11 protein-coding genes and 1 pseudogene are annotated in these 12,498 nt (G+C 62.4%); 5 read left to right on the forward strand and 7 right to left on the reverse strand.

The window, feature by feature from the left end; all coding sequences use genetic code 11:
• The first annotated feature begins 14 nt into the window (after positions 1–14).
• Complete coding sequence (locus GJ629_RS00370; RefSeq protein WP_157511233.1) at positions 15–281, forward strand: hypothetical protein; 267 nt, start codon at positions 15–17, stop codon at positions 279–281.
• Positions 282–287: 6 nt separating this feature from the next.
• On the opposite strand, the gene GJ629_RS00375 is transcribed toward GJ629_RS00370, so the two are convergent.
• The 5 genes from GJ629_RS00375 to GJ629_RS00395 form a co-directional block, all read right to left on the reverse strand.
• Positions 288–830, reverse strand: coding sequence for a hypothetical protein (locus tag GJ629_RS00375; protein ID WP_157511234.1), 543 nt, complete (start codon positions 828–830; stop codon positions 288–290).
• Positions 827–1,582: a DsbA family protein gene (locus tag GJ629_RS00380; protein WP_231754397.1), complete on the reverse strand. Its 756-nt coding sequence runs from the start codon at positions 1,580–1,582 to the stop codon at positions 827–829. The genes GJ629_RS00375 and GJ629_RS00380 overlap by 4 nt, the downstream gene beginning before the upstream one ends.
• A gap of 96 nt (positions 1,583–1,678) precedes the next feature.
• On the reverse strand, positions 1,679–2,986 hold the full coding sequence (gdhB, locus tag GJ629_RS00385; RefSeq protein WP_157511235.1) for a glutamate dehydrogenase GdhB: 1,308 nt from the start codon (positions 2,984–2,986) through the stop codon (positions 1,679–1,681).
• Positions 2,983–3,126 (reverse strand): rubrerythrin-like domain-containing protein, encoded by a 144-nt coding sequence (locus GJ629_RS00390; RefSeq protein ID WP_157511236.1) that lies wholly within the window; start codon positions 3,124–3,126, stop codon positions 2,983–2,985. Before GJ629_RS00390 ends, gdhB begins: the two co-directional genes overlap by 4 nt.
• 112 nt (positions 3,127–3,238) lie before the next feature.
• On the reverse strand, positions 3,239–6,115 hold the full coding sequence (locus tag GJ629_RS00395) for a bacterio-opsin activator domain-containing protein (RefSeq protein ID WP_157511237.1): 2,877 nt from the start codon (positions 6,113–6,115) through the stop codon (positions 3,239–3,241).
• Between the two features lie 509 nt (positions 6,116–6,624).
• Between GJ629_RS00395 and GJ629_RS00400 the strand changes: the two genes are divergently transcribed.
• Positions 6,625–7,290 carry a LiaF domain-containing protein gene (locus tag GJ629_RS00400; protein WP_370515732.1) on the forward strand — a complete coding sequence of 222 codons (666 nt, stop codon included), beginning with the start codon at positions 6,625–6,627 and terminating at the stop codon, positions 7,288–7,290.
• Positions 7,291–7,702: 412 nt separating this feature from the next.
• Here GJ629_RS00400 and GJ629_RS00405 read toward each other — a convergent pair whose 3' ends face one another.
• On the reverse strand, positions 7,703–8,962 hold the full coding sequence (locus GJ629_RS00405; RefSeq protein WP_157511239.1) for an RNA-guided endonuclease TnpB family protein: 1,260 nt from the start codon (positions 8,960–8,962) through the stop codon (positions 7,703–7,705).
• Positions 8,963–9,131: 169 nt separating this feature from the next.
• Positions 9,132–9,401: a hypothetical protein gene (locus GJ629_RS00410; protein WP_157511240.1), complete on the reverse strand. Its 270-nt coding sequence runs from the start codon at positions 9,399–9,401 to the stop codon at positions 9,132–9,134.
• A 245-nt stretch (positions 9,402–9,646) separates the two neighbouring features.
• Between GJ629_RS00410 and GJ629_RS00415 the strand changes: the two genes are divergently transcribed.
• The 3 genes and pseudogenes from GJ629_RS00415 to GJ629_RS00425 all read left to right on the forward strand — a co-directional run bounded on the left by GJ629_RS00415 (position 9,647) and on the right by GJ629_RS00425 (position 12,415).
• Positions 9,647–10,405 (forward strand): DUF5518 domain-containing protein, encoded by a 759-nt coding sequence (locus GJ629_RS00415; protein WP_157511241.1) that lies wholly within the window; start codon positions 9,647–9,649, stop codon positions 10,403–10,405.
• Positions 10,406–10,554: 149 nt separating this feature from the next.
• Positions 10,555–11,579: pseudogene (locus GJ629_RS00420) on the forward strand (ATP-binding cassette domain-containing protein).
• A complete protein-coding gene (locus GJ629_RS00425) occupies positions 11,576–12,415 on the forward strand; it encodes an ABC transporter permease subunit (protein ID WP_157511242.1) in 840 nt (279 codons plus the stop codon). Before GJ629_RS00420 ends, GJ629_RS00425 begins: the two are co-directional and overlap by 4 nt.
• Positions 12,416–12,498: the final 83 nt, after the last annotated feature.

A 12,498-nucleotide genomic window follows, 5' to 3' on the forward strand; every position in this document is an offset into this window, starting at 1 on the left:
CCGGAGGGAGAACGATGGCATCCACGGACACGACTTCGGACGGGGACGGCGAGACGACGACTGCCCGGTGGCCACTGCTCGGGCTCGGTGGTGTCGTGAGCCTCTGCTGTCTGTTCGCAACACCGGCGGCGACTGGCGCGGCAGGCGCCACGGTCAGCGGCGGGGCGACGGCGGCGGTAGGTGGTGGGCTCGTCCGCGTGCTCGTCACGGCACTGACAGTCGGCCTCGTCGGCCTCGTGGTCCGCTATCGACTCGATACGGACTGTTCCTGTGAGGCGTGACGGCCGCTACTCGGATTCGACTGCCGACGCGACGGTACAGTGTCGCGGGTCACCGAGCCGGGAGAGATAGCCCACGAGCAAGAGCAGGCCTGCCAGCCGGAGGAGGTTCCCGTCGAACGGCAGTGTCGCGAGTGCGCTGGCAAAGCCGACCAGTCCGAGGACGCCTGCCCCACAGCTCGCACAACCGGAGGCGAGGAGCCCGGGCAACACGGCAGAGAGCCCACGCGCGTCGGGTCGACCGGCCGACCGAACACGCCCGAGTGCGCCCGTCACCGCGATACCGGTCGTGATGGCGTACACGACGACGAGCGCGAGGCCGCCCGCACCCGCAGTCCGGTAGGTGTTTCCCGTCAGCGCGATGACTGCATCGTCGACGTACCCGAGATCGGCGCCCAACAGCTGCATCGAGTAGGTCGGGAACGAGCTCAAAACGAGCAGGCAGTAGGTCACGGCCGCGACGAGGAGTGTCAGGACTGTGCGCCGGGTCGTCGTGAGCGGATAGGCGAGCGCTCCGCGGAACCGAATCACGTGGGCCCGGAGGTCGATCATACGTTTTCGACGGTCGTGATGGCCTCGTCGAACCGCTCTTTCGGCTGTGCACCGACGAGTTTCCCCGCCTCGTCGGCGTCGCGGTTGTAGAGTACGAACGCCGGCGAGCCACGGAAACCGAGCTGGCGTGCGCGCTCGATATCGGTAGCGATAGCCGCCTCGATGTCCGTCCGGTCCTCGTCCATACAGGTTTCGACGGCCGCCGCATCGACACCGTCGACTCCCCGTGTGATCTCGAGGAGGTTCGACCTGCTGGCCCACCCCGATCCCTTCTCGCCTTGGGCATCGTACACCGACGAGTGCCACGCCCAGTATCGGCGCGGGTTCTCGTCGCGAACCTGTCGCCAGACACACCGGTCCATCACTGCCGCGGTCATCGACCCCGCACTCAGATAGGGGAACTCGATGAAGACGACGCGGACGGTACCGGGAGCGACGTGGTCGTCGACGAGTGCCGGAAACGTGTTCTCCTCGAACCGACGGCAGAACGGACACTGGTAGTCCCCCCAGTAGTACATATCGAGGGGTGCGTCCATACTCCCCATAACGGGATGTCCGTCGAGTTCGATGCCGAAACCGGTCGACCCGGTGGTTCTGTGAAACGCTACGTCGTCGGCCGAGGAGGTGGTGTCCGTGTCCGTCCCCCGATTGTCGAGCGTCGCGCCTGCGTAGACGACGCCACCGGTGACGGTCGCTGCCCCGAGACCGGCCACCACAGCGCGGCGTGTCGTCGACGCGTCTGGGCGTTCCATACCCCGCAGTCGAGGCGTCATCCTAATATGCCGACTGCCGATTCGCCGGCTCTGCAAAACGGGCGATGCGATCGGCCGGACGCGACGGCGCTGCCTTCAGGGCCACAGCCCACGGGTTTCGTGTGCCTCGGCGATGCGTGAGAGTGCGACGATGTAGGCCGCATCCCGCCACGTGACGTCGCGGCGTTCGAACTCCGTCCGGACGGCCCGCCAGGCGGCCTGCATCTCCGTCTCGAGTTCGTCGTGCACCCGTTCGAGCGACCACGCCCGCCGATTGATGTCCTGTAGCCACTCGAAGTAACTCACCGTGACACCGCCGGCGTTGGCGATGATGTCGGGGATCACGACGATGTCCCGCTCCGCGAGGATCGAATCGGCCGCCGACGTCGTCGGGCCGTTCGCCCCTTCGACGACGAACTCCGCAGCTATCGCGTCGGCGTTCTGTTCGGTGATCACGTTGCCCAGCGCTGCGGGAACGAGGACGTCGACGTCGAGCGTGAGCAACTCGTCGTTCGATATCACGGTGTCCGCGTACGTCGTGACCGCCTCCGGTTCCTCGTCGTGTGACGGGACGGACGCCGTATCGATGCCCTCGGGGTCGTACATCGCCCCGTTCACGTCGCTGATCGCGACGACAGTCCCGCCCCAGTCGTCGAGCAACCGTGCGGCGTTCGCCCCGACGCTCCCGTAGCCCTGGACCGCGACCGTCGTCTCCTCGAGTGGCCGGTCGTAGTACTCACAGACCTCCCGCGTGATGATCGCGACACTGCGACCGGGGGCTTCCTCGCGGCCTTCACTACCGCCGACGACCGGCGGCTTGCCGGTGACGACCCCCGGTATCGTCTCGCCCTCCTGCATCGAGTAGGCGTCCATCAACCACGCCATCGTCTGGGGGTCAGTCCCCATATCCGGCGCTGGGATGTCCCGGTTGGGGCCGATGACGTCACGGAGTTCCTGTGCGAACCGACGAGTGAGTCGCTCTCTCTCCTCGGCGCTCAGCGCCTTGGGGTCGACGGCGACACCGCCTTTGGCCCCGCCGAACGGCAGGTCCATCACGGCGCATTTCCAGGTCATCCACATCCCGAGACCGACACACTCGTCTCTGGTCACCTCGGGGTGATACCGGAGGCCGCCCTTGTACGGCCCTCTGACGCTGTCGTGGTGGGCCCGATAGCCCGTGAACACCTCGACGGTCCCGTCGTCACGCTCTACCGGGACCGTCACCTCGTGCACTGTCTTCGGGTGTCTGAGTCGCTCGACGACGTTGGGGTCGATATCGAGGTGCTCGGCAGCGTGGTGCAGTTGGCGGCGGGCCGTTTCAAGCGCTGATTCCGACGTGGTTCGGTCCGTCGCCGACTCCGTGGACTCCTCGCCGGCGCTCCCGGGTGTGGAGGCCATCGTCATTCGAGGGGTATATGGCGATTGCGCATCGCCCCGCCACAATCCGGGCACTTATCGGGGCTGTCCGCTGCGAGGACGATGTTGCCACACTCGAAACACTCGTAAGCGGTCTCTCGGTCTTGGTTGGGTTCGACATCTCTCATAGTGAGGTCACGAGTGCCAACACTGGGTCGGGGCACTCTAGATGTGAGTAATAGGTGTATAAGGGAATAATCGGTAGTTAACAACCAAACACTGAGAGACAAAGAGGGTTCGTTATTCAACCTGCCTCGCGGAAGCGGGGAGATTGTGCTCCTCGAAGAGCGTCTCGAACAGTTTGCGCTGGACGGTCCGGGCGTGTGCGTAGAACGCAGGTGGCGAGATGCCCAGCGTCGCGGCGACGTCTTCCCCGGTGCTCTCGCGCGGTGACTCGAAGTACCCGCTGTAGTATGCGGTTTGGACGACCTCGAACTGTCGCTCGGTTAGCTTATCGAGGACTCTCGAATACAGGTCGTGTGTGGCTGTCTGGTCGAGGGTCTGTTTGGCACGGAGTTCGACCGTAGCGAACGTCTCGCGGACGAGTTGCGTGATCGTTCGGACGTCGATACTGTCCGGGATGTCGACGACGAGCGTCGTGGCGGTCGGTGTGGCCGTCGCTTCGCGGAACACGGCACCGTGGTCGGCCAGTTCCAAGGCGAGAAACGGCTGCGTGAGCCGGAGTCGCAAGACGCCACCCTCGTCACCGGTACTGATGGTCTGGACGTCGTCGATACCGACGAGTTGCGAGGCGGCGTCGACGACAGCCGACAGCGGCGCGTCCTCGACGGTGACGAACACGTAGCTCCCCTCCGCAGACTGCTGGATCCCGCCCTGATAGGAGAGCGTACAGTCGGCGTCCCGTGCGAGCCGCGAGAGGACGAACGCCGGATCGTCGACCGCGAACTCGACTCGCGTCATCGACGTCGTGAGCAGCGCGTTCTTCCGCTCGATGGCACTGAGAGCGGACGCGATCGTCTCGCCGAGTTCGGCCAAGACGGTCTTCGTCGTGTCGTCGAAGGCGTCCCGGGACGGTGTGTAGACTGTCAGAACCCCGTGGGAGAGGTCGTTGTACACGAGAGGGATACTCAGCACCGAGAGGTAATCACGGGCGAGTGCGTCTTTGCGCCACTGCTCCTCACGGAGCCCGTCGGCGACGTTCGTCACCATCGTCACGTCGCCGGTGGCCGCGGTTCGACCGGCCGGTTCCGCGGTCGTCCCGTCGACGGCGAACGATTGACTGTCCAGATACCCCTGTTCGGAACCCGCCCACGCCCGGGGCTCGACGGTGTCGGTCGTCGGGTCGACGGCGCCGATCCACGCGAACCGAAACCGGTCGTCGGCGGTCAACAGCTCACAGACCGTGTGATCTATCTCCTCCCGCGTCTCGGCTCGCACGACCGCTTGATCGATCTCTCGAATGGTCTCGTTCGTTCGGTTCAGGGCGGTGAGCTGTTCGTTTTGCTGTTGGAGTGTGCGGTCCTGCTTGCGGAGTCGAGACTCCCGTGTGACGCGGTCGAGGGCGGCCTCGGCGGTCGCGGCGAGCAGGTCGGCCAGTTCCCGGGTCACGTCGTCGAACACACCGACGTGCTCCGAACCAGCGACGAACACGCCGTGGTCCCCGAGCGGGATGTAGGCGACGCTCCGGAGGTCGGTCGCCCGGTTTTCGAGTCGGTCCGCCTCGTGGACGTCGTCGAAAAACAGCGCCTCGTCCTCGACGAAACTGTAACCTACGAGCGTCTCGCCGTCGGCGTGGACGGTCGGGAGTGGTCCGTTGAGCGCCCGCATCGCCGCCGAGTGTGCCGTCGGGCGGAGGTCGTTGGCATCGACGTCGAAGAGGTAGACCGCGCTCGCGTCGAGGTCGGGGACACCGGACGTGTCGTCGACGATGTGCTGAGCGATCTCCTGGTGGGTTTCGGCGTACAGGAAGTCCCGGGCGGTTTCCTGGAGGGTCGCGAGCGCCTCCTCGCGTTGCTTGCGTTTCGTGATATCGCGACAGCTGAACAGGAGCGTCCCGTCCTGAATCGAGACTTCGCGAACGTTGATCAGGAGCGTGTGCTCGCGACCGGCCTTGTCCGTGGCCGTGGTTTCGATGTTCTTGAGGACGCCGTCCGCCGCGAGGTCGGCACGGTCGAAGAGGTCCGCCCCGAGGAGGTCGTCGATCGTCCCTTGCTCGTGAATCTCCTCGGCTGTGTAGCCGAAGATGAAGTGAACGTTCGGACAGACGTAGGTGTACTCGCCGTCCTCGTTCGTGATGAGGACCGTGTCGGTCATGTTGTTCAGCGTCACCCGGTGGAGTTCCTCCGATTGCCGGAGGTCGCGTTCGAGGTCGACACGTTCGGTGATATCGACGCCCTCGACGACGACCGAGACCAGTTCACCGCGTTCGTTCTCGACGGGGCGAACGGAGAGGTCGACGACGCGCGGGTCGTCGGTGTCCAACGGCTGTTGGACGACTGCGTTCCCGAACGACCCGTCGAGTGCCTGCTCGACGAGACGCCGGACGTCGGCGTTCGCCGCGCCCGGTCGTGACCACCACGGGAGTGTCCAGAACGGGTCGCCGACGAGCGTGTCGACGTCCTCGGATAGCAGCTCCCGTGCAGTCTGGTTCACACGAGCGAGCGAGCCGTCCGGATCCAGTACCCACGTCGCCGCCCGGGAATCGTTGAACACCGCGTCGAACTGTCTGGCCCGCTCTCGTTGCGTGGTCGACCGCTGTGCGGACCGAACCGCGCGTTCGGTTCGGTCGAGTATCTCGTCGGTCCGCTGCTCGGCCGAGTCCGCGAGCGCGATGTAATCGGTGACGCCGGCCTCGATGGCCGTACTGGCTATGGCCTCACTCCCGGTCGTCGTACCGAGGAGAACCGGGAGCGTGGTGGTCTCGGCGCGGACCGCTCTGAGGAGGTCGATGCCGGTCGTCTCCGGCAGCGCGTACGCGCTGACGAGACAGTCGATACCCCCGTCTTCGATGATATCGATCGCCGCCGATGTGGTTTCGGCCGTCCGGACGACGGCGTTCGTCCGTGATTCGAGCGTCGCTGCAAACTGGGTGAGCCACTCGCTCTCCCCGGCGAGCAGGACGGTCGACGAATCGAGAACGGATGAGGGAGCGACCATTATTCGAAATCGGGAGCGCACTGGCGATATGGTGTGGTGGCGATTCGAGCGAGGGTCGTGTGCCGCCGTGAGACTAGTCTGAGACGCATACCCGGAGCTACTTACGTATCTAACCGCCCGGTGACATAGGCATTTGCTACGCACCCGAAACCGACCCTGTCGTTCCGCGACAGTACTCCGGCCTACCGGGTGTGCCTACGACCACCCGAAGACAGTTGATACGATCACTTTCAACATATGTGTCTCGGAGAGTGACGTGTAGACGGTTCGAGAGACCGATCGGACGCCAAGCGACGGAAACAGCCGGTTCGATGTCCCGTCAGAGGTCGGTTTCTCGTCGCCGGGATGCTCTGAGCGGACTGCTGTGGTTTCGAAGCGAGTGGCGGGTCGCTGTTCGGAGATAGTAGTCCGGCATTATCTTGTTACGGACACTCATTACAATCTCATCGAAACGTGATTGTTGTACTGCCGACACCTCGTTACCAATGAACCCGAAAACGAATCGTCGTGTGCCAACCAGCCAGTTTCTCTTCGGATCCATCGTCATTCTGGTTGGGTTGTTGCTGTTGCTGGAGACGACAGGGCTCGTCTCCACGAGTGACTTGCTGGTGTACGTTCCGGTGTTGTTCGTCGGAATCGGCGTCTGGGCGCTCGTTCAGAGTCGGTTTCGGAACGTCGTCGGCCCGATCGTACTGATCTTCGTCGCTGGGGCGTGGCAACTCGTCGCGCTTGACTATGCGACCGGTGATGAAGTTGTCGCGTTCTGGCCAGTTCTGGTTATCGCGTTTGGCCTCTCGATACTTCTCGGACAGGTTCGATCACGTGCCCGGACGACCAATACTGCCTTTACTAACGCATTCGCCGCGTTCGGCGGTGTCGAGAAACGCAACACGTCGAAGGCGTTCGAAGGTGCAGACCTGACAGCTATGTTCGGAGGGGTAGAGCTTGACCTGCGTGACGCTGGCATCGAGGACCAACCGGCACAAATAAACGTGATTGCTCTATTCGGCGGTGTCGAGGTCGTCGTCCCCCGTGACTGGAACGTCCAGATGGATGTCCTGCCGGTTCTGGGTGGTGCCTCCGACGACCGCCCACGCCACGAGAACACTACTGACGAGACTGACCTCGTCGTAACCGGTTTCGCCGCCTTCGGCGGTGTCTCGATCACCGATTGACACCGAAGTTGAAATGCCGATGCTTCGAACGAAGATGCAGCTAAAGTAGTGCGTAGGGGCTCTGTCGAAATATATTTTCATCTGTATTCTCGGCTGAAAAATGTTCGATAGCAGTCGATTGTTCCGGAACTGTGTAGCTGAATCGACGGAGATCGCGCTTGTGAATACTCACCGGAGCCCGTCTTTCCACGCTCGTCACCACCGACTATGGACTGGACAACGCTTTCGCTATCGGACTGTTCGCTTTCGCTTGGCTTCCAATGAGATACCAATCGCAGAAAGACGACTGGGATACAACTCAGTCTGTTCGGTAGGGATCGGAGTTTACATACTCGTCCTTGACCTCCTCCTCCGCGTGAACGCGGAGGAATCCCGACCGCACCGCAAGCGTTGGGATATTAGGGTTTACGCGTCACTCGGCGGGTGCTCGCGGTTGGAATCCGCGAGTCCGGCTGAACTGAATGACGCGAGGCTGGGCCAAACAGCCGTTACCGCTATCCCCTAATGGGGGAGTCACGGGTAGCGTTTTCTGTCTGATATTATCGGCTCCATTCACATCACCGTGCGCAACCACACCACAGCGGTCGCACTTCCACAGGCCACGTTCAATACGACTTTCACCGTCTTTATGCCCGCACACACTACATTTCGAGGACGTACCGCGTTCGTCCGGCATCTCCACCTCGATACCACGTTCACGGGCCTTGTAGTCGAGCAGATTCATCAGCCGCTTGTACGCCCAATTATCCAAGCGTTTGTTGCCGTGCCGACCCCAATCATCTTCATCGACACCACTGGGGTCGCCCACAACGAGCGTTCCCACGTCGTGGGCAACACACCGTTCTACGATGTCTTTCGACAGGGCGTGCAGGAAGTGGTCTTTCCGCTGTGACACCTTCTCACGCGCCCACTGTGCCGTCTGACTGGGCCCGTGGGGCCCTTCTGTCTGGTATTCTTCGCGCTGGAAGTAATGCTTGTCTTCACGCAACGTGTTGCCCGGATACAGCAGAGCGTCATAAGGGAACGCGACAGCGGCTGGATTACAGATACCGAGGTCAACGCCTGCGGTTTTCTCACCGGGCGACTCTGCGGTGATTTCCGTTTCACAGACGACGTGTAACTCCCACCGTTGTTTGGTGTTACACCAGACAGCACGCACCTGCTGCATATTCTCCAGTTCGACCGCTGGTGGTGCTTGGTACTCGCAGAGGATGAAGTCGTGTCCGTCTTTGTGGTTTTTGCCTTTGCTCAGACGGATTCTGTCGTGTTTAGTGTCATGGCGGATGCCCTTCTGTTTCCACGTCACCGTCGAGCGTGGGTGTTCTTCGTGAACTCTGTTGCCGTCGCTATCGTAGTAGTTGGTTTTGCGGTAGCCCGGTGGGTTGTCTCGGTCGTCGTTGGAGCCAAACCACGAACTGAAGGCTTCAGAAAGTTCTTCGAGAACGTTCTGACTGGACTGGCTATGCAGTCCTTTGTACTTAGGATGGGTTTTCAGCTCGCGTTTGAGTTGTTTTTCGTCGGGGATTTCACCGGTTTCGTCCCACTGTTGACGGGCGTAGTAGTTGGCAACATTCCAGAGTTTGGATGCCGACCAGCCGTGCCTGTCTAGCGCACCAGCCACTTGTGAGTGGTTCTGGATACGGCAGACGTAGGTGCGGCGTGTTGTCGGCATCCGTCACATATTGTTATGAGTTTCTTATTTTTAAATACTCTAGAATATCCTGCCATGGTATAACCAGTGAATTGTTTCACGGAATGACGGCGCGTATCCACGGCCTGAAGGCCGTGGTATTGCGCCTGTTCCACCTATAATCGACGGTGCGATATCCTGTCGAGTATATTTATTCGATGTCCGGGTCTGCTTCTTCTTCCTCCCCTTCGAGAACCCGAGAGAGCACGACCCAGAGCGTGACGAACATCAGGACGAACACCGCCGCGCCCTGCAGGAACGTCGTGAAACTGGACTTCGATGCGTGCTCTTCGGCTGATTCGGTCTCGTGGAATTCGTGGTCGAACGAGTCCTCGCCGTGGCCTGTGGGCGTCTCGAGGGAGGCTGGACCGAACTGTGCGCCGTCGAAGTGGGCTTCGAAGATGGTGATCTTAGAGACCATACAAAGAGTGATGATTGGAATATATTTATAGATATCTTACACCGCACGCTTGTCTACCGATCGTTGTGTCCCGACATCCATAGGCCGCCCGGATACAACGTCCGTTCGCTCGAGGGGGTCTCAGACTATCAAAGCAGCCGATCGCCGCACAGCGACCGCTCGGGAACAGCTACAAACGGGCGTGTGCTATGACAGCTCCTGTCAGTACGACTTTATTATCTCGTTCGTTGTATTATATGACGAAAATGGCTTCGACAAACACGTCCACAGAGTCGATGGTACAGCACGGCGACCGCACGTCCGAACCGCTGAGCGAACTCGTCGATTGGTTCGTCGCGGCCTTTCTCGTCCTGGGCGGGGTACTCGCGATGGCTGCCGGGGCCCTCTTCTACAGTTGGGCTGACCTCGGACTGATCACCGACTTCGTCGCCGAGGGCCGACTCCAGTCGACCGAACTCACTGACCCCGAGTTGATAGATGTGACGTACGGCCTCCTCTGGTGGGGTGGCCTCGGTCTGGTCGGTACGGGCTTGTTGCTCGTACTCGCCGGCGTGGCCTTCGTGGCTTACAGAACCCGCGCCCGGCGTCGCCGGGAGGAGTCGGGCGTCGTCACGCCTGACACCGCTGCTATCGCCATCGCCGGTGGCGTCGTGAGCCTCGTCACCTCGTTCGTCCCACTCTCGCCGATCATCGGCGGGATCGTCTCGGGCCATCTCCGTGGCGGCGCCGGGCGCGACGGTGTCCGGATCGGTGCGTACGCCGGTCTCGTGGCCGCGCTCCCCCTAACCCTCGTCGTGCTGATCGCCCTCGGAGGCTTCGCGGTTGTCGCGTCCGAGGTCGGACTCGCCGCGTCGATCTCGGTCTTCGTCGGCGTGGCCATCCTGTTCAGCGCCCTCGTGGGCGTCGCATATATGATCGGTCTCAGTGCTCTGGGCGGATACATCGGTGTCTCCCTCTCCGAGGACGAGGCCCCGACCGCTCGCGAGCAGAACCGACCTGTCTGAGTCCGCTGTTTTCACGGGTGATCGTTTCCGAGTCGATCTGCTCTCTGTCCCGACTGTCCGGTCTCCGAGAGTGTCACGTCTACTGAACGGTTGCGCCGTGCTACTACTGTTCAGTATATATTTATATATTAACAAGTCGTCTATCTGGTATGGCTTCTGCTATCGAGCTCAGTGGATTGACGAAACACTTCGACGAAGTGGTCGCCCTCGACGGTGTCGACCTCACGGTCGAGGACGGAGAGATATTCGGCTTCCTCGGGCCGAACGGCGCCGGCAAGTCCACGACTATCGATACGTTGCTCGACTTCGTCCGCCCCAACTCGGGGACCGTTCGCGTTCTGGGTATGGACGCTCAGGCTGACAGCCTCGAGATCCGACGCCGAACGGGCGTATTGCCGGACGCCTACCAAGTGTACGGTCGACTGACCGGTCGCCAGCACGTGCAGTTCGCGATCGACTCCAAGGATAGCGACGACGACCCGCTCTACCTACTAGAGCGCGTCGCATCGCTGACGCGGCCGACCGCAAGGCCGGCGGTTACTCGAAAGGGATGCGCCAGCGCCTCGTCCTCGCGATGGCGCTGGTTGGCGACCCCGACATCCTGATTCTCGACGAACCCTCGACGGGACTGGACCCGAACGGGGCCCGTGAGATGCGCCGGATCATACGCGAGGAGAACGAACGCGGCACGACCGTGTTCTTCTCCAGCCACATCCTCGAACAGGTCGAGGCTATCTGTGACCGTGTGGCTATCATCGATCAGGGGCGAATCGTCACCGTCGACACGATAGACGGGCTACGGGAGGCGGCCGGGACGGGCACCCAACTGACGATCACCGTCGACGCCGTGCCCGAGGCCGCGCTGGCTACCATCGCGTCCATCGACGGCGTCCGCGAGGTGAGCGCGACCGACCGGACCGTCGCGGTCCACACTGAGGACGGCGGCAAAACCGCCATCCTCCACGCGCTGGAATCGGCGGGCGCCGAGATCCTTGATTTCACGACCAGCGAGATGTCCTTAGAAGAACTGTTCGCGGCCTACACCGGAGACGGTGCTATCGGGGCCGGAGAACAGGCTGAATCGGAAGACGCCGTCGAGGCTGGCAGCGACACCGAAAGCGAAGAACCGCTCGCTCCAGACACCTCAACCGAATCCGTGGAGGTGGCGCGATGAGCTGGGCCGTCGTCGCGCGCAAGGACTTCAACGACGCTCGTCGGTCGCGGTCGCTGTGGGGACTCTCGGGAGCGTTCTTGCTGCTTGCGGTCCTGTTCGCGGGACTGTACGCCTTCGTCCCGGAAGTTTCGGCCGAGGCCGAACTCACGTCACTCGGTCTGATGGCATTCCTCGCAGCGCCGGTCGCGATATTCGTGGCCGTCGCCGCGCTCGTGACAGCCTACAAGTCCGTCGCCGGGGAGACCGAGTCCGGGTCGGGTAAACTCCTGTTGAGTCTGCCACACACCCGCCGTGACGTCGTCCTCGGGAAGATCGTCGGTCGTACGCTCGTCCTCACGCTCCCGGTCCTCGTCGGACTGGTCGCGATGCTGGCCGTGATCTTCGTGGCCGACGTCTCCTTCGCCGCAAGCGAATACGCGCTGTTCACCGCCGTCACGATGCTGTTCGTTCTGGTCTATATGGCCCTGTTCGTCGGCATCTCGGCCAGCACGTCCTCGACGGCTCGTGCCGCTACGATCAGCGTGCTCGTGCTCGTGCTCGTGGAGTTCGCCTGGGACATCGTCCCGCTCGGCGCCTGGCTGATCGCCAACGGCTTCGTGGTCCCCGAGGGACTGCTCACCGGCAACCTCGCGGCGATGCCGAACTGGGTCGCCTTCCTGGCGAACGTGCCGCCGAGTGCGGCCTACCAGAACGCCGTCGGTGGCGTCCTCTCGGGAACGCTCAGCGGCGCGGGCCCGTGGTATCTCTCACAGGGCTTCAGCCTCGTCGTGCTGGCCCTCTGGGCGGTCATCCCCGTCGCCATCGGCTACCGGCGCTACGGCCGGTCGGACCTCTGAACGTATCTGTTCGATACGATCTGAGCGGCGTTTTTCGACACCTCCAACCCCCGAATCATTTCACAACCGAAGCTCGCACACCG

This window comes from Halapricum sp. CBA1109 (assembly GCF_009741825.1).
Taxonomy (GTDB): Archaea; Halobacteriota; Halobacteria; order Halobacteriales; family Haloarculaceae; genus Halapricum.

Coding starts and splice junctions, on each gene's coding strand:
- GJ629_RS00425 (WP_157511242.1), top strand. CDS start 11,576: ATGAGCTGGGCCGTCGTCGCGCGCAAGGACTTCAACGACGCTCGTCGG.
- GJ629_RS00380 (WP_231754397.1), bottom strand. CDS start 1,582: ATGGAACGCCCAGACGCGTCGACGACACGCCGCGCTGTGGTGGCCGGT.
- GJ629_RS00410 (WP_157511240.1), bottom strand. CDS start 9,401: ATGGTCTCTAAGATCACCATCTTCGAAGCCCACTTCGACGGCGCACAG.
- GJ629_RS00370 (WP_157511233.1), top strand. CDS start 15: ATGGCATCCACGGACACGACTTCGGACGGGGACGGCGAGACGACGACT.
- GJ629_RS00405 (WP_157511239.1), bottom strand. CDS start 8,962: ATGCCGACAACACGCCGCACCTACGTCTGCCGTATCCAGAACCACTCA.
- GJ629_RS00415 (WP_157511241.1), top strand. CDS start 9,647: ATGGCTTCGACAAACACGTCCACAGAGTCGATGGTACAGCACGGCGAC.
- GJ629_RS00390 (WP_157511236.1), bottom strand. CDS start 3,126: ATGAGAGATGTCGAACCCAACCAAGACCGAGAGACCGCTTACGAGTGT.
- gdhB (WP_157511235.1), bottom strand. CDS start 2,986: ATGACGATGGCCTCCACACCCGGGAGCGCCGGCGAGGAGTCCACGGAG.
- GJ629_RS00375 (WP_157511234.1), bottom strand. CDS start 830: ATGATCGACCTCCGGGCCCACGTGATTCGGTTCCGCGGAGCGCTCGCC.
- GJ629_RS00395 (WP_157511237.1), bottom strand. CDS start 6,115: ATGGTCGCTCCCTCATCCGTTCTCGATTCGTCGACCGTCCTGCTCGCC.